At 70.1% G+C, this 22,645-nt stretch carries 28 protein-coding genes; 16 read left to right on the top strand and 12 right to left on the bottom strand.

The features are described from left to right. Positions 1-11: 11 nt before the first annotated feature. Entirely contained in the window at positions 12-1,034 is a 1,023-nt protein-coding gene (phnD, locus tag ABC766_RS15395) for a phosphate/phosphite/phosphonate ABC transporter substrate-binding protein (RefSeq protein ID WP_043353999.1), read from the bottom strand. A 326-nt stretch (positions 1,035-1,360) separates the two neighbouring features. Here phnD and ABC766_RS15390 point away from each other — a divergent pair, with 326 nt between their 5' ends. Continuing rightward, positions 1,361-2,368, top strand: coding sequence for a dienelactone hydrolase family protein (locus ABC766_RS15390; RefSeq protein WP_345822610.1), 1,008 nt, complete (start codon positions 1,361-1,363; stop codon positions 2,366-2,368). Between the two features lie 47 nt (positions 2,369-2,415). Here ABC766_RS15390 and ABC766_RS15385 read toward each other — a convergent pair whose 3' ends face one another. Further along, positions 2,416-2,808 carry a hypothetical protein gene (locus ABC766_RS15385; protein ID WP_345822609.1) on the bottom strand — a complete coding sequence of 131 codons (393 nt, stop codon included), beginning with the start codon at positions 2,806-2,808 and terminating at the stop codon, positions 2,416-2,418. Further along, on the bottom strand, positions 2,805-3,476 hold the full coding sequence (locus ABC766_RS15380) for a hypothetical protein (protein WP_236952756.1): 672 nt from the start codon (positions 3,474-3,476) through the stop codon (positions 2,805-2,807). The genes ABC766_RS15385 and ABC766_RS15380 overlap by 4 nt, the downstream gene beginning before the upstream one ends. Before the next feature lie 576 nt (positions 3,477-4,052). Between ABC766_RS15380 and ABC766_RS15375 the strand changes: the two genes are divergently transcribed. From ABC766_RS15375 to ABC766_RS15350, 6 genes are all read left to right on the top strand, one after another. Continuing rightward, positions 4,053-4,871, top strand: coding sequence for a hypothetical protein (locus ABC766_RS15375; protein WP_170867475.1), 819 nt, complete (start codon positions 4,053-4,055; stop codon positions 4,869-4,871). A 152-nt stretch (positions 4,872-5,023) separates the two neighbouring features. Continuing rightward, positions 5,024-5,305, top strand: coding sequence for a curli-like amyloid fiber formation chaperone CsgH (gene csgH, locus ABC766_RS15370; protein WP_345822608.1), 282 nt, complete (start codon positions 5,024-5,026; stop codon positions 5,303-5,305). Between the two features lie 237 nt (positions 5,306-5,542). Then, on the top strand, positions 5,543-6,106 hold the full coding sequence (locus tag ABC766_RS15365) for a hypothetical protein (RefSeq protein ID WP_345822607.1): 564 nt from the start codon (positions 5,543-5,545) through the stop codon (positions 6,104-6,106). A 4-nt stretch (positions 6,107-6,110) separates the two neighbouring features. Beyond that, complete coding sequence (locus tag ABC766_RS15360) at positions 6,111-6,608, top strand: curli assembly protein CsgF (RefSeq protein WP_274926454.1); 498 nt, start codon at positions 6,111-6,113, stop codon at positions 6,606-6,608. Between the two features lie 116 nt (positions 6,609-6,724). Next, positions 6,725-7,627 (top strand): CsgG/HfaB family protein, encoded by a 903-nt coding sequence (locus tag ABC766_RS15355; protein WP_111474318.1) that lies wholly within the window; start codon positions 6,725-6,727, stop codon positions 7,625-7,627. Between the two features lie 6 nt (positions 7,628-7,633). Then, positions 7,634-8,632, top strand: a complete 999-nt coding sequence (locus ABC766_RS15350) for a lytic transglycosylase domain-containing protein (RefSeq protein ID WP_345822606.1) — start codon at positions 7,634-7,636, stop codon at positions 8,630-8,632. Here the strand turns inward: ABC766_RS15350 and ABC766_RS15345 are convergent. Together ABC766_RS15345 and ABC766_RS15340 are read right to left on the bottom strand one after the other, a co-directional pair. Beyond that, positions 8,626-8,982, bottom strand: a complete 357-nt coding sequence (locus ABC766_RS15345) for a hypothetical protein (RefSeq protein ID WP_043355336.1) — start codon at positions 8,980-8,982, stop codon at positions 8,626-8,628. The two genes, ABC766_RS15350 and ABC766_RS15345, sit on opposite strands and share 7 nt — an antisense overlap. A gap of 594 nt (positions 8,983-9,576) precedes the next feature. Beyond that, positions 9,577-10,047, bottom strand: a complete 471-nt coding sequence (locus ABC766_RS15340) for a tRNA (cytidine(34)-2'-O)-methyltransferase (RefSeq protein WP_345822605.1) — start codon at positions 10,045-10,047, stop codon at positions 9,577-9,579. Positions 10,048-10,225: 178 nt separating this feature from the next. Here ABC766_RS15340 and ABC766_RS15335 point away from each other — a divergent pair, with 178 nt between their 5' ends. Next, a complete protein-coding gene (locus ABC766_RS15335; protein WP_043355339.1) occupies positions 10,226-10,729 on the top strand; it encodes a PRC-barrel domain-containing protein in 504 nt (167 codons plus the stop codon). Positions 10,730-10,834: 105 nt separating this feature from the next. Next, on the top strand, positions 10,835-11,416 hold the full coding sequence (locus ABC766_RS15330) for an SCO family protein (protein WP_345822604.1): 582 nt from the start codon (positions 10,835-10,837) through the stop codon (positions 11,414-11,416). 27 nt (positions 11,417-11,443) lie between these two features. Here the strand turns inward: ABC766_RS15330 and ABC766_RS15325 are convergent, their stop codons facing one another. Next, positions 11,444-12,085 (bottom strand): PilZ domain-containing protein, encoded by a 642-nt coding sequence (locus ABC766_RS15325; RefSeq protein ID WP_043355343.1) that lies wholly within the window; start codon positions 12,083-12,085, stop codon positions 11,444-11,446. Positions 12,086-12,315: 230 nt separating this feature from the next. After that, positions 12,316-12,915, bottom strand: a complete 600-nt coding sequence (locus ABC766_RS15320; protein ID WP_043379090.1) for a PAS domain-containing protein — start codon at positions 12,913-12,915, stop codon at positions 12,316-12,318. Between the two features lie 350 nt (positions 12,916-13,265). Between ABC766_RS15320 and ABC766_RS15315 the strand changes: the two genes are divergently transcribed. Both ABC766_RS15315 and ABC766_RS15310 read left to right on the top strand, forming a co-directional pair. Further along, positions 13,266-14,087 (top strand): rhomboid family intramembrane serine protease, encoded by an 822-nt coding sequence (locus ABC766_RS15315; protein WP_043759868.1) that lies wholly within the window; start codon positions 13,266-13,268, stop codon positions 14,085-14,087. A gap of 131 nt (positions 14,088-14,218) precedes the next feature. Then, complete coding sequence (locus tag ABC766_RS15310; protein WP_043355353.1) at positions 14,219-14,650, top strand: CBS domain-containing protein; 432 nt, start codon at positions 14,219-14,221, stop codon at positions 14,648-14,650. Positions 14,651-14,829: 179 nt separating this feature from the next. Here ABC766_RS15310 and ABC766_RS15305 read toward each other — a convergent pair whose 3' ends face one another. The 4 genes from ABC766_RS15305 to folE form a co-directional block, all read right to left on the bottom strand. Beyond that, entirely contained in the window at positions 14,830-16,401 is a 1,572-nt protein-coding gene (locus ABC766_RS15305) for an alkaline phosphatase D family protein (protein WP_345822603.1), read from the bottom strand. Positions 16,402-16,498: 97 nt separating this feature from the next. Beyond that, positions 16,499-17,482 (bottom strand): patatin-like phospholipase family protein, encoded by a 984-nt coding sequence (locus ABC766_RS15300; protein WP_043379096.1) that lies wholly within the window; start codon positions 17,480-17,482, stop codon positions 16,499-16,501. Further along, positions 17,479-17,901: a phosphoribosyl-AMP cyclohydrolase gene (gene hisI / locus ABC766_RS15295; RefSeq protein ID WP_043355359.1), complete on the bottom strand. Its 423-nt coding sequence runs from the start codon at positions 17,899-17,901 to the stop codon at positions 17,479-17,481. Before hisI ends, ABC766_RS15300 begins: the two co-directional genes overlap by 4 nt. 20 nt (positions 17,902-17,921) lie before the next feature. Beyond that, positions 17,922-18,740, bottom strand: coding sequence for a GTP cyclohydrolase I FolE (folE, locus tag ABC766_RS15290; protein ID WP_043379097.1), 819 nt, complete (start codon positions 18,738-18,740; stop codon positions 17,922-17,924). A 239-nt stretch (positions 18,741-18,979) separates the two neighbouring features. On the opposite strand from folE, the gene ABC766_RS15285 reads away from it, so the two are divergent. The 5 genes from ABC766_RS15285 (at position 18,980) to uraD (ending at position 21,357) form a co-directional block, all read left to right on the top strand. Beyond that, a complete protein-coding gene (locus tag ABC766_RS15285) occupies positions 18,980-19,423 on the top strand; it encodes an iron-sulfur cluster assembly scaffold protein (RefSeq protein WP_342143578.1) in 444 nt (147 codons plus the stop codon). 4 nt (positions 19,424-19,427) lie between these two features. Continuing rightward, positions 19,428-19,766: a membrane protein insertion efficiency factor YidD gene (yidD, locus tag ABC766_RS15280; RefSeq protein ID WP_182591374.1), complete on the top strand. Its 339-nt coding sequence runs from the start codon at positions 19,428-19,430 to the stop codon at positions 19,764-19,766. Between the two features lie 239 nt (positions 19,767-20,005). Continuing rightward, entirely contained in the window at positions 20,006-20,176 is a 171-nt protein-coding gene (locus ABC766_RS15275) for a DUF3606 domain-containing protein (RefSeq protein WP_075381142.1), read from the top strand. A gap of 61 nt (positions 20,177-20,237) precedes the next feature. Further along, positions 20,238-20,495 (top strand): DUF2934 domain-containing protein, encoded by a 258-nt coding sequence (locus ABC766_RS15270; RefSeq protein WP_345822602.1) that lies wholly within the window; start codon positions 20,238-20,240, stop codon positions 20,493-20,495. Between the two features lie 352 nt (positions 20,496-20,847). Then, complete coding sequence (uraD, locus tag ABC766_RS15265) at positions 20,848-21,357, top strand: 2-oxo-4-hydroxy-4-carboxy-5-ureidoimidazoline decarboxylase (RefSeq protein ID WP_278306233.1); 510 nt, start codon at positions 20,848-20,850, stop codon at positions 21,355-21,357. Between the two features lie 40 nt (positions 21,358-21,397). Here uraD and ABC766_RS15260 read toward each other — a convergent pair whose 3' ends face one another. Next, positions 21,398-22,546 carry a methyl-accepting chemotaxis protein gene (locus ABC766_RS15260; protein ID WP_236952758.1) on the bottom strand — a complete coding sequence of 383 codons (1,149 nt, stop codon included), beginning with the start codon at positions 22,544-22,546 and terminating at the stop codon, positions 21,398-21,400. Between the last annotated feature and the right edge of the window lie 99 nt (positions 22,547-22,645).

Here is a 22,645-nt window from a genome sequence, read left to right as displayed (position 1 = left end):
CACAGCCTGCATCACGGCTTGGGCGCGTCCGCGGCCTTCTTGCGGGCGGCCTCGGCCTCGCGTGCGGCCTCACGCTCGTAGGCGACCTTGTTGTACGGCGTGCCCGATTCCTCCGCGACCTTGCGGACGATCGCCCAGTCCTTGAGGTAGGTGATCGGCGCGAACCGGTCGTCGCCCTCGAAATCCTTCACCATGTCGGGCGGGAAGCGGAAATCGTAGAAGCACTGCTTCAGCTTCTCGGCGAGGTCCGGCTTGAGATCGTGGGCATAGGCGAAGCCCGAGGTCGGGAACTTCTCGCTCGTGTAGATCACCCGGTAATCGTCGCCCTTGATCGTGCCGCGGGCGACCATCCGGTAGAACACGTCCGAGGCCACCGGGGCGGCGTCGTAGTCGCCGGTGCCGACGCCCAAAGCCGACTTGTCGTGCCCGCCCGAATAGATGAGCTTGTAATCCTCGCCGGGCTTCAGCCCCTGCTCGGGGAAGAGGGCCTTGGGGGCGAGGTTGCCGGAATTCGACGACGGCGCCGTGTGGGCCACCCGCTTGCCCTTCAGGTCGGCCAGCGTCTTGTACGGGCTGCTCGCCTTCACCACGACGATCAGGTTGTAGCCCTCAGACCCCTTCTCGGTGCCCTTGGCGGCGAACGGGACCGCGCCGGCCATGTTGACGGCGAAGCCGAGGGGCCCGGTCGAGAAGCCCGCCACCGTGAGCCGGCCGGAGCGCATCGCCTCGATCTCGGCGGAGTTCGACTGGACCGGATAGTAGACGACCCGCTTGCCCGTGCACTGGCTGAGGTAGGTCGTGAACGGCTTGAACGAGTTCTCGTAGACCGCGGGATCCTCCACCGGCGTGTAGGCGAAGACGATGACGCTCGGGTCACGGGTCTTGGCCGGGACGTCGGCGACGAGATCCTTGTCGGCGTCGCAATAGGCATCGTCGAGCTGGCCGCGGTTGGGACACGCGTCGGCCCTGACGGGCGACAGGGAACCGAAGCCGCAGAGCAGCGCCAGGGCTGCGCCGTATCGGGCGAATGTCACGCGGTATCCTCCCTGCGGAGCCGTGCCTCGGGCCGGCGCCGTCATGTCCTCGCTCGATCGCGGCCGAGCCTTAAGTCGGCAAACTTGTAGGCGGCGGCTTCCGGGCGATGCAAGGCAGTCCGTGGAACAGAAGTTGAAGGACACGGCCCGGTGACAGGGGCCTGCGGCGGCTCCGAAGCGTCCCGTTTCCGTCGGCATCCAGATGCCCACCGCCGGAGCCCCAGGGCGTGACACCGGGCGCCGAAGGGAAACCGGTTCCGTCCTGGCGCGCCGCGACAGGGCCGCCGCGCCGCTGATACGGTATCGCGCGGCTGTGGAGCGTTTCGATGCGGCGATCAATCCTGTTCCTGACGGCCGGCCTCCTGGCCTGCAGCCCGCGTGCGGCCTCCGCCGAGCCGGCGCAGGACGGCGTCGCCGATCTCGGCAGCTATGCCGCCCGCGTGGAGATGCATCCCTTCGAGAGCCTGACGCTGACCGACCGGCAGTTCCTGACCGGCACGTCCGAGGGTGCGAAGCCCGTCACGGTCGCCGGGCTCCTGCGCATCGCCAAGCCGGGGTCGGAGCGGTTGCCGACCGTGATCCTGATGCACGGCTCCGGGGGCCTCGGCGGCAACATCGAGTTCTGGCAGCGGGCGCTGGCGGCGCGGGGGATCTCGACCTTCGCCATCGACGGCTTCACCGGCCGGGGCCTGACCAGCGTCAACACCGATCAGAGTCTCCTCGCGCGCACGAACCTGATCCTCGACATCTACCGGGCGCTGGGCGTGCTGGCCCAGCATCCGCGGGTCGATCCGTCGCGCATCGCCGTGATGGGCTTCTCGCGCGGCGGCCAGGCTGCGCTGTATGCCAGCCTCAAGCGCTTCGACGCGGCCTGGAACCGCTCCGGCGTCACCCCCGCCCTCTACCTGCCGGTCTATCCCGACTGCGCGATCCGATTCCGGGACGACACCGCCCTGGTGGACCGGCCGATCCGGATGTTCGGGGGCAGCGGCGACGATTACAATCCGGCCGCGACCTGCGCCGCCTACGCCGAGCGACTGAAGGCGGCCGGCGCCGATGTCGGCCTGACCGTCTATCCCGGCGCGCAGCACGTCTTCGACAACCCGAACGGGCCGGCCCACCCCGTGGTCGCCAAGGGCGCGCAGACGGTCCGGGCCTGCGCGATCCGCGAGGCGGAGGGCGGCGCCCTCGTGGAGGGCCCGAACGCCACGCCGTTCACCTATACCGCCCCGTGCGTGCAGCACGACCCGCATATCGGCTCCGACGCCGCCGCCCGCGCCGCGACCCTGTCGAGCGTCTCGGACGCGCTCGAGGCCGCGTTCCGGCGGCCGTGACGGCCGGATCGTCGCCGGATCGTCGCCGGATCGATGCCGTGCAGGCGTCACTGGAGATCGATGACCGTCCGTCCCGACGGATGGGCCCGCGGTGCGGGCTCCCGCCTGTTGCCGAGGAAGTCCGTCGGCGGCAGGGCGCCGGGCTTGGCGCCGGGCAGGGCGCCGGGCTTGGCGACCGGGGCGCCGCGCGCGGCCTGCACCACCTGTTCGGGGCGCTCGGATGTGGCCGGCCCCGCGACCGGCGGCAGGGGCGCCACCACGCGTCCCTCCGCCTGATCGAGGCAGCGCCGCAGGGCGCCCGGGTCCGGCAGCAAGGTGCAATCGTTCACCGAGAGCGGGCTCGGCTGCGCGGCGGCGGGGGCCGCACCGAGGCCGGCCAGCAGGGCCAGGACGGCTTTGGCTTGCCGGGACCTGGCTTGCCGGGACCGGGTCGGGATCATGGCTGCGCCTGCCGGATCCGCGGGTTGACCTGCCGGATCTCGACCTCGCTCGGCTCCGACGGAAGCAGCCTGCGTGGGACCGGCGCCCCGACGCGGCCAGCCTGCTGCTGCGCCTGGGGCGCCATCGGCTGCGAGGACGAAGCATTGGCCCGGACCTGCTGCGGCGGCTGTGCGGGCGCGTCCGCCTGGTCGAGCCGGCCGAGCCGCACCCGCACATACGCGACCGAGCGGTTGGCCGCATCGAACCCGCACTCGTAGGTCACCCGCACCCATTCCTTCGCGGGGCTGAGGAAGCGGATCGAATCCCCCCGATAGCGCACCACCGTGGCGGCGCCCTCGGGCGCCTCCGCCTGCTGGAAGATCTTGGCGAAGGGCCGCGAGACCCACTCGAAATCCGTCGGCGCCTGCGCCTCGATCCGCGGCGCGCAGATCTGGGACGCGACCTCGTTGTTGGCGCGCACGCAGGTGGCGTCGCAGCCCGCGGGGGCGGGCGCCGGTTGCGTCGACGCGGCCCTGGCGGAGGCTGGCTGCTGCGCGGGCGGTGTCTGTGGTGAGGCTGCCGGCGGGGCCGGGGCCGCGGGCTGAGCCTCGGCCGAGTTGGCGCCGACGGACCCCAGGGTCGCGGTGGCGAGCAGGACCTGCATCAGCGATCGGCCGCGCTGCCTCATCGTAGCCTCCCACTCAACGCGTATCGCAGACGATTTTTCGTCTTGCGGTGAATTCGATCTCTTCGTCGTCCGCGAAAACCTTTCGGCTCAAGCACAGTCGACGGATCCTAAGCGGCGACGGCGGCATGGCCCTGTGAGACCCGTCCCACATCACCTTTCGGAGCATTCTTGCTTGGCCAGCAACATACCACTTTCAGCCATAACTGATGTGACCAATTTAACACGCCTATACCGACCTGTGATGGCACTAACGAAGACTGCCTATCCCGTGGAATGGATTCTAAGTCAGCGATCGCGGCAGGGCCACTTTAAACAGTTGAGAATGTTCGTCTTTCGACGCGCCATCCATACTGAATTCACGGCATTTTTATCTGAAAAATGAATCCAAAAAATTGTAAAGATTGTAGATTTTTGCCTAACTCACGCTTGACACCCATCATCGGCTTATGGATACGCTTAACAAGCCGTTAAATCGCTGTAACGATAGAGCGACTGCGATGGCATAGATTGTGTTCGAGAGGACACATAAATAAAAATGGGAGTGCATCTATGTTCAAGTCAGTTGTTCTGGCGTCCGTGGCGGTCGCCGGTCTGACGGCCTTTGCGACAGGCGCCTCGGCGCAGTCCCAGACCCCCGTCATGGGCGCTGGAACTACCGCGAACGAAGCCTTCGTCATCCAGCGCGGTCTATCGAACTCCGCGACTGTCGATCAGACCGGAACGAACAATAAGGCCGGCAAGCTCTCGACCAATGTCGACCTGTCAGTCCCGAATCTGTCGGAGAGCAACCTGAACGGCGTCTCGAACGGCGCCCAGACCATTCTGCAGAACGGTGCGTTCAACGAACTGAAGGTCACGCAGGGCGGCTCGAACAACACCGTGAGCACGATCGCCGGCAATCGCTACGGCAATCCGACGATCGGCGTCGCCAACGGCTCGTTCCAGCAAGGCATCGCCAACTCCGTCGACTCGAATCAGCTCGGGACCAACGGCGTGGCGCAGTTCCAGCAGAACGGCGACAAGAACAAGGCGTGGATCACCGCCGAGGCCGGATCGAAGAACACCTACGCGGGCATTTTCCAGTTCAACGGCGACAACAACAGGGCCCGCATCACGCAAGACTACAGAGCTGACAACGCCTATGCCGCGATCGTCCAGTCCGGCGACTATAACGTAGGCAACATCAGCCAGAACGGCAACACCAACTACGCCGCCCTGCTCCAGATCGGCCGAGGCAACGAGGCGTCGATCACGCAGACCGGATCGTCTGTCGGCGCCTTCGGCTATCAGAACGGCTTCGGCAATTATGGATCCATCACGCAGTCGGCGAACTCGGCCAATGCTGCTTTCGCGCAGATCGGCGGCTTCAACAGCGTGACGATCCGCCAGCACTAATGGATCGGGCTGAGGCCCATCCCCAGTCTGACGTGTCCTGGAAGGGGCGCTCCTGCGGGAGCGTCCCTTCTCTCGCCATCCCAGCGTCTTCGATCGCAGGCGCAGTCTCGATCATGCCCAGCCTCACCGTCGATCCGCCCGTCCTCTGTCGCGTGGTCGAGAGCCGCTCGGCCGAAACGACGCGTCTGGCTCTTCGCGTCGAGGCGCCCCGCGGCAGCGCAGGGTGGTACAGCCTGGTCGTGCGGAAATCGGATCCGGCAGGCACCGCGACGATGCAGCAGGGCGGTGGCTTCGACCTCGCCCCCGGCGAAACCCGGGATGTCGGCAATCTGACCGTCAGCGTCCTGCCGAACGGCCAGCTCCGGATCGACGCGTCCGTGCTGATCGACGGGCGCAAGATCAACTGCGGTCATATCAGCATATACGATCTTTGATCGGCTGATCGATAATCGCCGATGTCAGTCGGTTGACATACCACTTTTTCGTTATCGGGAAATTATCCGCCGATTCATTGACATGGGCTGCCAACGGCGGCAGCGGTTCGATTCTTATCAGAATTCATTGTGCCATAGTCACCACACGCCGGCTTAGAAGCCGTGTGGATAAGATATTTTGCTGTACGTTATCGAATAGCACTGATTTAAGGTGGGCCAAACAAGCAGGGGGGACAGATGATGCGCCGCACGCGCCGCAGCCGGACCGCAGGTCAAGTGCTGCTCTTCGTCCTCCCGCTCATGGCCGGCTCGGCGGCGGCCCAGGATCGCGTCGCGATCGAACAGATCCAAGCCCTAGCCCAACGCGCCGCGGCCGCTGCTCCGGGGCGGGCGATCCAGGAGAGCGACTACATCCTGGGCAACCAGTCCGGCATCCTGCTGCTCAGCCCGAGCCTCCCGCCCCAGCCGGCAGCCAATCAAGCCCGGGCCCTTCAGGTCGGAACAGGCAACATCTCCACGATCGACATGTCGGGCTACGGGAATGTCGCGATCCAGAGCATCATCGGCGCGCGCAATACGGTGACGCAGCAGCAGACAGGCTCCTACAATCAGTCGACAGTCTCGGTCTTCGGCGATTCCAACACCGTCGGCACCCGGCAGGACGGCAGCGGCGCGGCCGCGACGATCACGGTCCGCGGCGACAACAACGCCATCTCGGCGCAGCAGCAGGGCAACAACGCCCTGCCGATCAGCATCACGCAAGTCGGCAACGGCGCCAACGTCTCGGTCACCCGGAGGTAACCCCATGCGCTTGTCCCGTCTCCTCGGGCCGCTCGTCTGCGGCGCGGCTCTCCTTGCGGGCGCAGAGGCGCAGGCCAGCAGCCTCGTCTACCAGCCGATCAACCCGTCCTTCGGGGGAAGCCCCCTGAACGGCGCCTGGCTGCAGGCCGAGGCCGCCGCCCAGAACGACGCGCAACGGTCCGCCCAGCGCGACCAGCAGCTGTTCTCGGCGGCCCAGAGCAACGCCAACACCAAGACCCCGGGTCAAATCTTCGCCCAGCAGTTGCAGACGCAGATCTACAGCTCGCTGGCGAACCAGATCACCCAGGCCCTCTTCGGCGAGAACGCCCAGCAGAGTGGCAGCTACAGCTTCGGCGGATCGCAGGTCACGTTCCAGCGTCTGGGGACCAACATCCAGCTCCAGATATTCGACGGCCAGTCGACCACCACCATCGTCGTCCCGGCGACGGCGGCGGCCGGCGGCAGCGCGATCGCCACGACGCCGCTCTCGGGCGCGCCCTGAAGCCGGGCGCAGGACGATGGAAACCGATCATCCTTGGCGGCCGGCTTCGCCGACCTGTGCCGCGCGAGCGGACGCGGCGGACCGGCATGCGGACCGGAACGGAGACGGCGTTGCCCGTGCGTAGCCTTCTGAACAGCCTGGTCGGCGCCGTCATCCTGTGTGCGGGCCTCGCCGCCTGCGCCCCCTGGGAGCGGGAGCTGCTTGCCCAGGCCCCGGTGGTGACGCCGCCGTCGCCCACCGACCTCAATCTGGAGACGCTGCCGCCGCCGACCCGCCGGGTCGACATCGCCATCTACAGCTTCCCGGACCTCACCGGTCAGAACAAGCCGAACGACAACATCGCGGAATATTCCCGCGCGGTCACGCAGGGCGGGGGCGCCTTCGTGGTCGACGCCCTGCGGCGCGCCGGCCGCGGCCAGTGGTTCTCGGTGGTGGAGCGCACCGGTCTCGCCAATCTGCTGCAGGAGCGGCAGCTCATCCGGGCCACGCGCCAGGAATTCGAGGGCGTGGAGGCCAAGCCGCTGCCGCCGATCCGGTTCGCCGGCCTGATCGTGGAGGGCGGCATCATCGGCTACGATGCCAACACCGTCACGGGCGGCGCCGGCGCCAACCTTCTGGGCATCGGCGGCGACACCAAATACCGGCGCGACGAGGTGACGGTGGCAATGCGCATCGTCTCCGTGCAGAGCGGCGAGGTGCTCAACAGCGTCACGGTGACGAAGACGATCTACTCGGTCGCCCTCAACGCCAACGCGTACCGCTACGTGGCGGTGGCCAAGCTGCTGCAGGTCGAGGCGGGCGTGACCCGCAACGAGCCGACCCAGATGGCCGTCCGCGAGGCGATCGACCTCGCCGTCTACGCGACGATCATGGAAGGCACGCGCAAGAAGCTCTGGCGCTTCCGGGACCCGGTGCTCGGGACGCGCTTGGTCGACGCGTACCTCGCCCGCGACAAGCCGACGCCGCTCGAGGTTCCGGCCGCAGAGGCGCCGGTGGGGCCCGTGGTGGTCAAGTCCTGAACCGCCATGCTGGAGCCCGTCGCACGCCCGCTCCAGTTCGGCCACCGCCGCAGGGGCGTGCGGGGGCCGCTCGCCCTCTGTCTCGTTCTGGCCGCCGCCCTGACCCCGATCATCGCGCCCCGGGCATCGAGCACCGCGCGTGCCCCGATGGCGCCGGATGCGGCCGACCTCACACCCTTCGCGCAAAGTGCGCCGCCGCCGATTGGGCCAGTGGCCAGCCTGGTCCGGTGGCCGGCGATCAGTCCGGCGATCAGTCCGGCCATGGCCGACCTTCTGGTCCTGGATCGGGGCGCGTTCCAGCCGATCGATGCCGCGTCGCTGCTGTTCTCGCGGGGTGATGGCGACCTGGACCGGCTGATCGCGACCGCGGCCGCGGCCAACGACCTGCCGCCCGACTTCTTCCTGCGCCTTCTGCGTCAGGAGAGCGGCCTCAATCCCTATGCGGTCAGTCCGGTCGGCGCACAGGGAATCGCCCAGTTCATGCCCGGGACCGCTGCCGAGCGCGGCCTGCGAAACCCGTTCGATCCCGTGGAGGCGATTCCGAAATCCGCCGAACTCCTGCGCGAGCACCGCGCGCGCTTCGGCAATCTCGGTTTGGCGGCCGCCGCGTACAATGCCGGCCCTCAGCGCGTGCGCGGATGGCTCGACGGCCGTTCGGGCATGCCCGCCGAGACGCGCGACTACGTGATCCGCATCACGGGCCGCCCCCTGGAGGAGTGGGCCCTGCAGAGCGGCCGGTCCCTGCCGGGGACGGCGCTGGCCTTCCTCGCCCCGCGCAGTCTCGGCTCTGCCTGGGCCGGCCGCGCCGACCCGCTCCTGCGTCCTGCGTCCCTGCTGGGGACCGAGCCGGTCTTGCGCGACGGGCCCGTGCCGTCGACGGCGCGCTCCGCCAGGACGAGGTCCCAGCGCCCGTCGGCACGGAGCCCGCAGCCGCGCTCCGAGCAGGCCCTCTGCGCGGTCCTGAACGGCGAAGGCCGCACCTGCCTCGTCCAGGCGGTCTATTGAGGGGGCGCGAGCTGCTCGATCCGGACCGCCTGGGCGGGCGTGGTCGGCTGGCGGCTCTGCCGAAGCCTGCGCCGCTTCCCGCGCCGTGATGCCCCCGCCGCCGGGATTGGGCCTGCCGCCTCAAGCAGGGACCGGTCGATCACCGGCGCCCGCTGAAACGCAGCCGGTCGCGGGCCGGGCGCGAGGCGCTGCCCCTCGTAGAGTTCGATGCAGTCCCGGAGGGCCGTCGGGTCGCGGATGAAGGTGCAGTCGTTCACGTTCGGCACCGGCGCGCCCTGCGCCGCAGCGGCGGTGATGCTCCCCGCGGCGGCGGCGGCGAACACAATCGTCCGCAGTGCAAATCCGGACATGGATGAACCTCACGGCCGTGCAGGCGAGTCGCCGCGTCGGCCTGAAACTACATTATTCAGCGTCTATCAGAACATTCACCTATCCTGCCAGTTCCGAAATTCTGATTTCGCTCGAACTCCAGAGGCCAGATCTGGGCCGCGGCCGCCGGTCGGGCGCGCGGCCGAGGCCCGCGCGGCTTCGCCGCCCCGTTTCGCAGCATCGACCGGCGCTCGGCGGACCGCCGCGCCACGTCGCCGAGGGGACCATCTCTACATCCGCAAGTCATGTCGGCGAGACGGCCGGCTCCTGGTGGCCTGCAAGCGGCGGCACCTGGCGCAGGCGCCCCCTCGTCCGACCGATGCCTGCGGGACGGGCCTGATCGGCAATGGCACAGCGATCCGGTGGGATGTCGGTGAGGGCCGCTCAAGGCGATCCCCCGGAGCGCGGCAAGCTGCAGCGCCAAAAGGACTGCCCCTTCACGGGGGGCGGATCACTCTGCCGACGGCCCCGCGCAGCCCGCACGGTCCGCCTAAGGGATGGCGTCACAGTCCGCTGAGTGACGGTATCGGGTCGAACGCAGCCGTTCGCGCGGCCAATCCGGCCGCGTTCAGATTCTAGACGCCCGCCCGCGATGGCCCGCCCACCTGCCGCAGGGCCTCGCCGGCGATCATCGCGGCCGCAACCGCGACGTTGAGCGAGCGCAGTCCGGGCCGGATCGGCACCACGATCCGGGCATCGGCCGCCGCGTGCACCGCCTCCGGTACGCCGGCGGATTCGCGTCCCACCATCACGCAATCGTCCGGGCGGAAGGCGAAGTCCGTGTAGGGTAGGGCGCCCGCCGTGGTTGCGAGGACGAGCCGGATCCCGGCCTCGGCCCGCCACGCCGCGAAGGCCGCGAAGGAGCGGTGCCGCGTGATCGCCACGTGGTCGAGGTAGTCGAGCCCGGAGCGGCGCAGGTGCCGGTCGGAGACATCGAAGCCCGCGGGTTCCACGATCTCCACCGCGAGCCCCAGGCAGGCGGCCATGCGCAGCATCGTGCCGGTGTTCTGGGGAATGTCGGGCTGGTAGAGGGCGAGGCGGAGCATGGCGCCCGCCTTGTGCGGGGTGGGGCCCGCGCCGTCAAAGGCCCGCGCCGACGACGCACAGCCGGCAAACCGCCGCGGCGGCCCCCGCCGACGCCGAGACCGGGCGGAACTTAAGCCCCGCCAGAACCTTGAGGCGGCGCCACCCCATGTTCGGCCCCCGTCTGAAAGACCTGCTCCGATGCGCACCCCGCTCCTCGCCTCGGCCCTCCTGCTGGCCGGCCTCGCCACCGCCTCGGCGCAGACCGACGGCACCAAGCCGGACGGCGGCAGCGCCGCGACCCCGGTTCCCGGCGCACCCGCCACCATGGCCGACAACCTGCGCCCGACCTTCGTGGCTCAGACCCCCGACGACATGGTCGCCAGCAAGCTGATCGGCTCCAGCGTCGTCAACGGCGCCAACGAGACGATCGGGCAGATCGCCGATTTCGTCCTCGACCAGAAGGGCGCCGTGAAGGCCTGGATCATCGGGGTCGGCGGCTTTTTGGGGATCGGCTCGAAATACGTCGCGGTCGACCCGTCCGTGCTCAAGCTCGACCGCACCGACGGCAAGACCCTTCAGGCACGGATCGACACGACCAAGGACCAGCTCCGGGCGGCGCCGGAATACGTCTATCTCGGCAAGGAGCCGCCGAAGGGCGCCGCTCCGGCGAGCCCCGCGGGGGAGCCGGCGCAGAAGCCCTGACCGCGCCGACGGCGCGGGGCCGGGCGGCCGGCGGCACCGCGCCGGCTTGCCTCCGCGCGCCGTTGTGTGCTGTGCCGGCCTCCCCCGGAGGTCGGAACCCGTCCCATGCGCCGCGCCCTCGTCCCGCTTCTCGCCTTCTGCCTCGGCCTCGTGGGCCTCACCGGGGCGGCGGTGTTCGCGTTCCTGCCCGACAAGGCGCCGGTGGGCGTACCCAGCGTCGGCGGCCCGTTCACCCTCGTGAACCAGGACGGACGCACCGTCACCGAGCGCGATTTCGCCGGGGCGACCCATATCGTGTTCTTCGGCTTCACCCACTGCCCGGATGTCTGCCCGACCACCCTGCAGCAGATCTCCGCCGTGCTGGCCGCTCTCGGGCCGAAGGGCCAGGCGATGCGGGTCGCCTTCATCACGGTGGATCCCGAGCGGGACGATCCGGCGAGCCTGAAGACCTACCTGTCGAGTTTCGATCCGCGCATCACCGGCCTCACCGGGACCCCCGAGCAGGTCACCGCCACCGAGAAGGCGTACCGGGCCTATGCCCGCAAGGTGCCGGCCAAGGACGGCGACTACACGATGGAGCATACCGCCCTGGTGTACATCATGGACGCGCAGAACCACTTCCTCGGCGCCCTCGACCTGACCCGGCCGGCCGACGAGGTCGCTGCGCAGCTCGCCAGGAAGATCTGAGCGCGGGGCGGTCCGGCCGGGGACGCGCTACAGCGTCATCCCGGCATGGAAGCGGTCGGGGGAGAGGGGCAGCAGGAACTGCACGCCGAAGCCGCCCTCGAAATAGCGGACCAGCCGCCCCGGCGTGCTGCCCACCGTGACGGCGGCGCCGAGGGGCAGCGGCACCGGGCAGGAGATCGCCACGCCCGACATCGAGATGTCGATGAGGCGTGCCCTGATCTCGCGGCCGCTCTCGACGCGCAGGATCACGGCCGTGTTGGTCGGGACGAGACGCTCGTGCGAGCGCCCCTCCGGCAGCCCCAGCATCTCCCGGTTGGCCAGCCAGGTGAGCTGGGAGGCGAGCTTGTCCCGCTTGCGCGGCGTGGCGTTGAGCTGGACCGCAAAGCCGTCCGCGCAGGGGCGGGCGATCACGCCTTCGATCCGGCCGATATGCTCCAGGTAGAGCACCACGCGTTCGCCGACTTCGCCCTGCACCGCGCAGGTCAGCCGCACGCCGCCCGGCGACATGTCCACCGTCTGGCAGGGATACTCCCGACGATCGGCCAGCATGTAGCGGCCGAGCACGGCGACCCGCACGCGCTGGTGCCGGCGCTGGTCGGCCGCACCGCGCGCCGGCTCGGGGGGCGCCCCGCGTCGATCTGTTCCGGCGGTGGCCGCGACCGCGATCATTCCGAGATAGGTCCTACGCCGAGATAAAGGCCGGTACAGACTAAGCTCGGACTGTTACGAAACCCTTTTTTCCTGCTTCTGCGTGTTTCGGCCCTGTAGAAGCATTCACTATCGGACGTTGCCTCGACGGGCGCGATCGACTTTCGCCGTGACGGTGTTCTCGGATTCCCGCGCGGATCCGCTCGTGGCAGCGAGCGTCATCCCAGTGAATCTTTGAATGAATACAATCCTCAGGCACGCCCGCCGGCGTGGACGAGGAGGTGACCGTGGCGCACCGGTCCGGGATAGGTGGCGCTCGTGCGCACGGCGGTGCGGGCGGGCGGCCCCGCCTCGGGACGGCGGCTGGGCAGGATGCGCAGGGAGGTTGTCTCGGCTTCCATCAGCGGGCGCAGGCCGAGCCAGTGCGGCGCACCGTCGAGGCTCAGGGTGCCGAGGGCGCGGACCTGGGTCCGGCCGCGGTGGCGCAGGGGCAGGAGCAGGAGTTCGAGGTCCGCCGCCTCGCCGGCCGCATTCGTGCCGCGCAGGCCCGCCACGACGCCGAGCGTGTCGCTGGCGACGATCTCGACGATCCGCCAGGGATCCGGCGCCCGGGAACCCCAGAGCCGGGCGAAGGGCTCACCCTTCAGCTCACGGCCATACAGGGCGCAGACCCGCGTCCCTGCGAGCCGGATCGTCGCGGAACGGGCGAGCATGTCGAGTTCCAAGATCAGGCTGTCGGCGAGAAGGTGCCGGATCTCGCCCGGCTCGATCTCGGCGCGCTCCGGAGCAGCCCGCTCTCCGCGCAGGCGCTCCCAGTAGGCGTGGAGCATGCGGCTGGTGGGATGTTTCATCGGTGTCCCGATTCTCAACGCCTGTGGTTCATCCCCGGATCACTCTGGCACATCCGCGCGGGTGTGACGGGCCGATCCGGGCGCTCACCGCGTCTGGGCGCATGGGCCGTGCCGGCCCGGTGCGTCCGCGCATCGCTGGACCGACCGGCGACGCGCGGCCCGGGGGTTAGCGCGTCAGGGCCGGCGACACAATCGTCGCACCCCGCGCGGCGCTCAGCCGTCATCCGGGGCGGAACCGGTGCGAAGACAGATGGGCGCCTTGTGATGGACTGGTATCCTCTGCGTCTTTGCGAGCTTCAATACGTCGCCGGGGCTTGCCCAGTCGCGCCGCGCCCCGACATGGTGCCGCGATGGATGCCTCCCCCGACTTTCCGCGGCAGAGCCGCGTGCCCGTGTTCAACATGCCGGGGGTTGTCACCCTCGCGATCGGGCTTCTTCTGGCGATCCAGGCGGTGCGCGATTTCCTGCTGCCGGACACCTGGGACATCCGCCTCGTCCTCGACCTGGCGCTGATCCCGGCGCGCTGGACCCTCTGGTTCGATCCCGGCCAGGCCACCGAGGTGATCCGCGCGGCCGCCGATACGGGCGATCCCAGCCTGGAGGCGGCCCGCGAGGCCTTCGCCCGCTACATCGTGGGCGAGCACGCCCTCCAGCCCTGGACGCTCGTCACCTACGCGCTGCTGCACGGCTCGTGGATGCACGTGATCTTCAACAGCGTCTGGCTCGCGGCCTTCGGCGCCCCGGTGGCGCGCCGCTGCGGCGCCCTGCGCTGGTGCGTTCTCGCCCTTGCCGGCACCGCGGCCGGGGGCCTGTTCCACATCCTGATCGATCCCCTGGGCGCCGGGCCGCTGGTCGGCGCCTCGGCGGGGATCTCGGCCCTGATGGCGGCCGCCGCCCGCTTCGTGTTCCAGCCGCCGGTCTCCGGCTACGGCGCGCCGGCCTGGCAGGTGCCGCCGGCCCGGCCCGCCGAGACGATCCCCGAATTGCTGCGCAACCGGACGGCCGTGTCGTTCCTGGTGATCTGGCTCCTGACCAACCTGCTCTTCGGCCTCGTCAGCATGCCGCTGGTCGGCGAGAACGCCGCCATCGCCTGGGACGCGCATCTCGGCGGCTTCATCGCGGGCTTCTTCCTGTTCCCTCTCGTCGATCCTCGGGAGCCGCGGCGGCACTGAGCACCTTGCCATCCGGCCGGATCGGTCACACACTCGCCACAATGTGAACGCGCCGGGCCCAACCCGGCCGAGAACGCAATCAGGGCGCCGCGGGCTGACGGCGTACCGGACGCGTCACAAGGGAGAGAGCCATGACCGTCGCACGCATCCTCGCCGAGAAGGGAAGCTCCGTCGTCACCGTGAGCCCCGACAAGACACTGGAGGACGTGATCCAGATCCTCGCCGACAAGCGGATCGGTGCCCTGGTGGCCGCCCATGCCGACGGGACGGTGGCGGGCATCATCTCCGAGCGGGACATCATGCGTGCGCTGGCCCGGCACGGAGGCTCGGCCTTCGACGCGCCGGTCTCGGCCCATATGACCACCGCGGTCACGACTTGCGGTCGGAGCACCACGATCGAGGAGGTCATGGCGCTGATGACCGACGGGCGCTTCCGCCACGTGCCGGTCTGCGAGGACGGGCGGCTGATCGGCCTCGTCTCGATCGGCGACGTGGTGGCACGCAAGATCGCCTCCGTCGAGGCCGAGCAGCAGGCCCTGCGCGACTACATCACGATGGCGTAGGGGCGCGAAGCCTCACGTCTCTCGCGCCCTCCGCCCCCGGGCTTCACCGGTTCAGAGCAGGCCGGTGGTGCCGGAGCGCGACGCGCGCCCTCTCCCGCACGGGAAAGGGGACCTGCACGCCTCCGCGTCGACGGACGAGCGGGCCGACAGCTCAAGCCCATGATCGCCCGCGGTCCGTTTCACGCCTTCATGGGATCGAGGGTGACGTGCCAGAGGTCGGTGTCGGCCGCGTCCTTGAGAGTCACGGTCATCTGCTCGGTCCGACCGTCCACCGCCACGTGGCCGAAGAACTGGTAGCCGGCGGCCGGCGACAGGTTCACCTGACCCTTGTCGGGCGCCTTCACGAAGCGCAGCTGCGGCCCGAACGTGTTGTCTAGGGCGTTCGGCCCGAAGGTGCCCGCGTGCAGCGGGCCGGAGACGAACTCCCAGAACGGGTCGAAATCCTGGAACTGCGCCTTGTTGGGGTCGTAGTAGTGGGCGGCCGTGTAGTGCACGTCGGCCGTGAGCCAGACCGTGTTGCGGATCCCCGCGCTCTTGATGAAGCGCAGGAGGTCGGCGATCTCCAGTTCGCGCCCCAGGGGCGGCCCGTCGCCCTGCGCCACCGCCTCCGAGCCGAAATTCCGGTCGACGTCGTAGGTCACCACGAGGCCGAGGGGCATGTCGGCGGCGATCACCTTCCAGGTCGCGCGGGAGTCGAGCAGCGCCTGCTTCAGCCACGCGAGTTGCTGCGGCCCGAGGAAGTGGGATTCGGGGCCGTACTCCGTCTGCTTGTTCTCGCCGTTCGGCCCCCGGCAGGAGCGCATGTCGAGCATGAACACGTCGACCAGCGGACCGTAGGCGATCTTGCGGTAGACCCGGCCGGGTTCCGCCGGCTCGAAGCGCATCGGCATGTACTCGTGAAACGCCTTGGCCGCCCGCAGCTGCAGGGCCAGGACGTTCGGGTCGGAGTATTTCTTCTTGAGGTGCTCGGCCCGGGTGAGCGGCTCGCCCGGCCACCAGTTGTTGGTAACCTCGTGGTCGTCCCACTGCGCCAGGATCGGCACGGCGGCGTTCATCGCCAGCACGTTCCGGTCGGTGAGGTTGTACTTGTGCCGGCCCCGGAACTCCGCGAGCGTCTCGGCGGGCTTGGCCACCTCCTCGGTGACCCGGTTGCGCCACAGGCTGCCGTCGGGGAGCTTCACCTCGGACTGGATCGGCCCGTCGGCGTAGATCGTGTCGCCGGAATGGATGAAGAAGTCCGGCCGGTTCTTCAGGATGGCCGAGTAGATCGTCATGCCGCCGCGGGCCTCGTCGATGCCCCAGCCCTGGCCCGCCGTGTCGCCCGACCAGCAGAACGACACCGTGCGCCTGTCCGCCGGCGCGGTACGGAACCGGCCGATCTGAGCCGGTCCGACGATCGTCGGGGCGGCGATGTCCTGGAGGCGGACCCGGTAGAACACGTCCTGGCCGGCCGGCAGCCCGGTCAGGGCCACCTTCACGGTGCCATCGGTCTCGGGCAGGGCGTCGGCGAAGACGCCGCCGCGGATGTCGGAAAAGCTCTCGGTGGTCGCCCATTCGACGATCGCCCGGGCGGGCCGGTCGGAGCGCGCCCAGACGACCGCCGAGTCGGTGCCGACATCGCCCGATTGCAGGCCGTGTGTGAGGACCGGCCGGTCGGCGGCACGGCTTAGGCCGGGGCGCCCGAGGCCGGAGGCCAGCCCGACGAGGCTCGCGCCCCCGGACAGCAGGATCTGACGGCGACTCGTATACATTGGAAGCCCTCCAGTATGCAGGGCGCCAATCGCAGGCGGTCGCGACAGCCGGATGACGGGCGGGCACGCAGGCGGGCTGGATCGGGTCCCGACAGCCTCACGCCCGAGCCGCGGCACCTTCAAGCATAGTGCGGATCCGGGGCAGGGCGGCCCGGGCGGCGCGGTGCCCCAGAGCAATGCCCTCCGCGGCGCGGTGGAAATCGAACAGCCCGAAGGCGCCGAGATCCGGGCCGATGGCGACGTCCGGCGGGTCGCGTTCCAGCCGCGCCCGCGAGATCCGATCCTGGGTGGTGTTGAAGGCGTCGAGCACCACCCGGGCGATACCCGGTACGGCGAGCTCGGGCTCGGGACGGTCGAAACCCGGCAGGCGTCCGCGCACCACCTGCAGAAGGCCGCGGCGCGGGGGCGGATGCGGCGCCTCGCGCACCACCGGACCGCCGGTATCGCCGTTGAGGTTCACGCAGATGACCAGGTCGGCACCCAGCGCCCGGGCCAACGCCACCGGCACCGGGTTGACCAGAGTCCCGTCCATCAGCACGCGGCCCGCGTGGGCCACCGGTGGGAACAGGCCGGGAATCGCGTAGGAGGCGCGCACCGCATCCACCGCCGGGCCCTCGGTGAGGCTGATCTCGTCGCCGGTGCCGTACTCGGTGGCGACGCAGCCGAAGCGGATGGGCAGCGTCTCGATGCGGCGCGCGCCGAGATCCGCGGCGAGGCGCTGGCGCAGGCGATTGCCGGCGATCAGGCCGGAGCCCGGCAGACGGGGATCGATGAGCCCGACGACGCGGCGCCGGGTCAGCGCCCGGGCGAAGGCTTCGAGCCGGTCGAGGCGCCCGGCCGCGTAGCAGGCGCCGACCACCGCGCCGATGGAGCAGCCCGCCACAACGGTCGGATGGATGCCGGCTTCCTCGAGGGCACGGATCACCCCGATATGCGCCCAGCCCCGGGCCGAGCCGCCGCCGAGCGCGAGCCCGACCCGCGGTCCGGCACTCGGCGACGGCCGGACCGGCTCGACGGTTCCGGGAAGGAAATGGGGATCGGCGGATTCGTCTTGCCACCGTGTGGCAAGAGGGTGGTTCATCGCCCGGCGGCCTTCAGGACGACCTGGCCGTCCGCCTCACGGACGACGCTGCGGTAGAAGCAGTCCCGCCGGCCGGTGTGGCAGCAGCCGCCGTCGCCCCCGACCTCGACGCGGATCAGCAGGGCGTCCTGATCGCAATCGACCCGCATCTCGACCACGCGCTGGATCTGACCGCTGGTCGCCCCCTTGTGCCAGAGTTCGCCCCGCGAGCGCGACCAGTACCAAGCCTCGCCGGTCTCGAGCGTGCGCGCCAGCGATTCGGCGTTCATGTGGGCGAGCATCAGCACCCGCCCGTCTTGCGCGTCCACCGCGATGCAGGCGACGAGCCCGTCGCGGTCGAATCGGGGCGTGAGGGCCGTACCTTCCTCGACCTCGGCGCGGGTGCCGGGGGGAGCGAAAGCGATGTCGCGGGCAGTCATGGGCAGGTCGTCGCCTGAGGCTACTTGGCGCCGCCGCGCACCAGGGTCAGGAAGCGGACCTGCTCGTTGGCATTGTCCTTGAAGACGCCGCGGAACTGGCTGGTGATGGTCGAGACGCCGGCCTTCTGGACGCCGCGCATCGCCATGCAGAGATGCTCGGCCTCCACCATCACGGCGACGCCGCGGGGCTTGAGGATGCTCTCGATCACGTCGGCGATCTGGGCGGTCATCGTCTCTTGGGTCTGCAGGCGGCGGGCGAAGGTGTCGACCACGCGGGCGAGCTTCGACAGGCCGACCACGCCCCGGGTCGGGTAGTAGGCGATGTGGGCGAGGCCCATGAACGGCACCATGTGGTGCTCGCAATGGGAGTGGAACGGGATGTCGCGCACCAGCACGATGTCCGAGTAGCCCTCGACCTCCTCGAAGACGCGTTCGAGGAGCTTCTCGGCATCGACCCCATAGCCGCCGAACAGCTGCTCGTAGGCCTTGGTCACCCGGGCCGGCGTGTCGAGCAGGCCCTCGCGGGTCGGATCGTCGCCGGCCCAGCGCAGGAGCGTGCGCACGGCGGCCTCGGCCTCGGCGCGGCTCGGGCGGCCGGTCTCGATCCCGTCCGGGACGCGGGTGGCGGAAGCCGGCTCGGGCGCGACCTCGATGGGACGCCCGTCATCCACCGGCCGATTGTCATTGCGCATGCCGTTCAGCCCTTGCCCATCACTCCCGTTCCGGCCGAAACCCTGGCCATCGCCCTGGTAGGACAAGGATTTGAGCGCGGCATCCATGGCATCTCCGGCCCGCGCGATGCGGGACTTCATCGGGGTGCTGTCGGGCTTTGCGTACATCGTCGGATCGGGTCGGGCGTTCGAGGGAAGTTCCCGGGCTCGAAAAGGTTTCAAGCCGGCGCCCCGGGATGGTCTAAAGCCGTGAGCACCACCGTGGCCGTGGGCGCGACCCTGGTCGACGGCCCGCCTCCTCGCGAAGCGACCGTACGGCGCCTATATCATCGTTCGCGGGGCAACGCGCAATGCGCGATGCACGCGGCAGAGTCCCGATGGGATTGACGCCTCCGGTTGAGGACCCGATGCTCGACGATATCTACAACCGCCGTATCCTGGAACTCGCCGCCGATATCCCCCGGCTCGGTCGGCTGGAGAACCCGGATGCCAGCGCCACCGCCCATTCCCGCCTCTGCGGCTCGACCGTGACGGTCGACCTCGTCCTCGGCGAGGACGGGCGGGTGACGGATTTCGCCCACGAGGTGAGGGCCTGTGCCCTGGGCCAGGCCTCCTCGTCACTGATGGGCCGGCACGTGGTCGGCACCACGGCGGAGGAGCTGCGCGGCGTCCGCGAGACTATGCGGGCGATGCTCAAGGAGAACGGGCCTGCGCCCGACGGCGCCTGGGCGGACCTCGCGGTGCTGGAGCCGGTGCGGGCGTTCAAGGCGCGCCATGCCTCGACGCTCCTGACCTTCGACGCGGTGGTGGACGCCCTCGATCAGATCGCCGCCAAGCGACAGGCCGCCTGAGGGCATGGTCCGGCGCGCCGCCCATTGGGCGATCCGCCTGTATCAGCTCACCCTGTCGGGTCTGATCGGCCGCCAATGCCGTCATTGGCCGAGCTGCTCCGAATACACCGACACGGCCATCGCCCGGCACGGGGTCTGGCCCGGCGGCTGGATGGGCGTCGCTCGGATCTGCCGCTGCGGCCCGTTCGGAACCCACGGGATCGATCTCGTGCCGGAGCAGCTGCCCGCGGGGGCAGCGTGGTACCGCCCCTGGACCTATGGCCGCTGGCGCGGCGTCGAGGCGCCGCCGTCACCCTTCGCCTGTGAGGCGGTGGCGGAGGGGCGTGGAGCGGACGCGCGGTGAAGGTCGCGATCCGGGCCTGTTTCAGGTGAAGCAGCAGGCGACGGGATCGATGCTCCGGCAGCCGAACAGCCCGCCTGCTCCGGCCCGGCCACAGGGCCTCGTCCAGCCGGTAGGGGATGTGGTCCGCGAGCCGGCGGCGCTCGCCGTGCGACCGGCCGCAACCGAAGGCTTCGACCCCGGTTGTCCTTGCGGAGAGCCCGGCATGTCCGCGGCTCACGGCGAACCGGAGCGGGCACAGAATGTCCACCGAATTCAGAGGCAAGACGCATATCGACATCTATGACCGCGCCATCCGCGAGGAGTGGGCGCAGCGCTTCGGCGTCAGCGAGGAGCGGCTGCGCAAGGCTGTGACCATGGTTGGAAGCCGGATCACGAGCGTGGCCGCCTATCTCGACAAGCCGGCCTCCTGAGCGCGGTGGCATCGTGGACGTGCCCCCCGATTTCCGACCGCCTCCGGAGCTTCCGGCGGCGGTGACGCCGTCGGTTGAGCCCGGGCCCTCGTCCGGATCCGACGACGCTGTAACCCAGCCTCCGGCCCGGTTGCCCGATGCCCTCACGTTCGAGCAGATCCGCGAGCGGGCCTACGAACTCTGGGAGCGCAACCACCGGCCGGAGGGTTTCGAGATCGAGTTCTGGCTGCTGGCCGAGCGGGAATTGCGCAAGGAGCGGGAGCGCCGGAAGAGCGCGGATCGGCCGAACCATCCGGCATCCGGTTCGCCGCCGGCTTGAGCGGCGGTCTCGCGAGACCGGGGCATCATCCGCCATCGACCAGGCGGCGCGGGATGACAGCCCCCGGGACGCGGCCGCCCGGGCCGCGGCATCTGGTCGGCGGGGCCGGCCTGTGCGAGATCGGCGGAGGGACGCCACAAGGTCGCGGGTGATCGCCCGCATGGCCGCGCAACGCGCAAGGCGCGATCAGGGCTGGGCCTTGCGCGGTCGCGCGCCGTGAGAAACCTTCGGCCCCGAAGGCCCGGTCTCCACCGCAACGGGCCGTCCGCTCACCCGTGCGACAGGAGCCCCCGTTGAAGCCCTCCGTCCCCGCTGCCCGAGCCCGGCCCGGTGCCAACGCAGGACCGGTCGCGTGACCGGTCTCGCCGCCCTGAACGACATGGATGCGCCGGCCTTCGAGGCGCTCCTCGGCAGCGTCTTCGAGCATGCGCCCTGGGTGGCTCGGGCCGCCTGGGCCCGGCGGCCCTTCGCCGACATCGCGGATCTGCACGCGGCGATGATGGCGGCGGTGCGTGCCGCCCCCGTCGAAACCCGCCGCGCCTTCCTGAACGGCCATCCGGAACTCGCCGGGCCCGAGGCCCGCGCCCGCAGCCTCACCGCGGATTCCGCGAGCGAGCAGGGGAGTGCGGGCCTCGACCGCATGGGCGAGGCCGACGCGCAAGTCTTCGACCGCCTGAATGCCGCCTACCGGGCGCGCTTCGGCTTCCCGTTCATCATCGCCGTGCGGGGCCGGGGACGGGCCGAGATCCGGTCCATCTTCGAGGCTCGGCTCGGCCGGGATCCGGCGGTCGAGGAAGCGACCGCGCTGGAGGAGGTCGCCCAGATCACGCGGATGCGCCTGGACCGCCTGATCACGCCGTGAGACGGCCCGCGACGCAACGGTCCCGGAACCGGCCCGGGTCTCAGGCCTCGATCGCCGACCGGGCCTCCTTCACGGCCGCCTCGAAGGCGACGAAGGCCGTGGTCGCCTGATCCCAGGCCTGGCTGCGCACGTGGCGGATCAAGGCGGCTGCCTGTTCGCGAGCCTGCGCCAGCGGCCGCTCGATGGCGGCGGCGCGCGTCGAATCGGCGGGGATCCCCTCCGGCGGCGTGTCGGTCGAGCGCATCCCGACCAGGGTCGCCGCGATCGCGCGGCGCCAGGCCGCGCAATCCGCCGAAAGGCGGATCACTTGCTGATCCGCGCTGGTCCCGATCTGGCGATCGAGCAGGGTGCGCCCCAGATCCTCGATCCGACTCAGCTGCGCCAGGGCGTCACCGATCTCCCGGCGCGCCTTGTCGGTGCCTTCCGCGATGCGGCCGACATTCTGGGCGATGTCGCCGGTGGCCTGCATCTGCTGGCCGAGGATCTCCGAGGCCTCGCGCATCTGCGCCGCCACATTCGCCACGGCGCCACTCTCGGCCTCGACGCGGGCATTGGCCCGCATCATCGCGGAGGCGCCGGCCTCGACCGCGTTGCGGCTGCGGGTCACCGCGGCCTGCATCGCCGCCATCTCCTCGCGCAGGCCGCTGACGCGCGCCCGGATCTCATCGGTCGCCTTGGCGGTCTGCGCCGACAGCGTCTTGACCTCCGCGGCGACCACCGCGAACCCGCGGCCGGCCTCGCCGGCCCGTGCCGCCTCGATGGTGGCGTTGAGCGCCAGCAGATTGGTCTGGGCCGAGATCGCCGCGATGGTGCCGGCCATCTCCTCGATCCGCAGGGCGGCGGTCGAGAAGCTGTCGAGCCGGCTGCCGATCTCTTCGGTCCCCTCTTCGATCCCGCGCATGCCCTCGGTGGCGCGGTGAAGGTCGCCCACGCAGGTGACGATACCGGCCCGGGCCGTCTCGGCAGTCTCGGCCGCCGAGGAGGAGCGGGCGGCGATCTCCCCCGTCGTCGCGGCGAGCTCCTCGCTCGCCGCCGCGATCAGACGGGCCTGCTCGGCGGTGCCGGAGGCGTCGTGGGTCATCCAGCCGATGGAGGTCCCGGCGTCGGAGGCGGAGGCGGACAGGCGCGCCAGGAGCGACAGCCACTCGCGATCGACGGTCGATTCGGGTTCGGGACGCAGAGGTTCCACGACCAGCGCCGCCGCCGGAATCGTGGACGGCGCAGGCGTTATGACCGGTGTTGCGACCGCGTCAGAGACGTGACGCTGCCGACGCAAACTGAACATGCG

Source organism: Methylobacterium fujisawaense, assembly GCF_039619325.1.
In the GTDB taxonomy this organism is placed as follows: domain Bacteria; phylum Pseudomonadota; class Alphaproteobacteria; order Rhizobiales; family Beijerinckiaceae; genus Methylobacterium; species Methylobacterium fujisawaense.
Note: the sequence above shows the minus strand (reverse complement) of the source record. Positions and strands in the feature narration are given on the sequence as shown.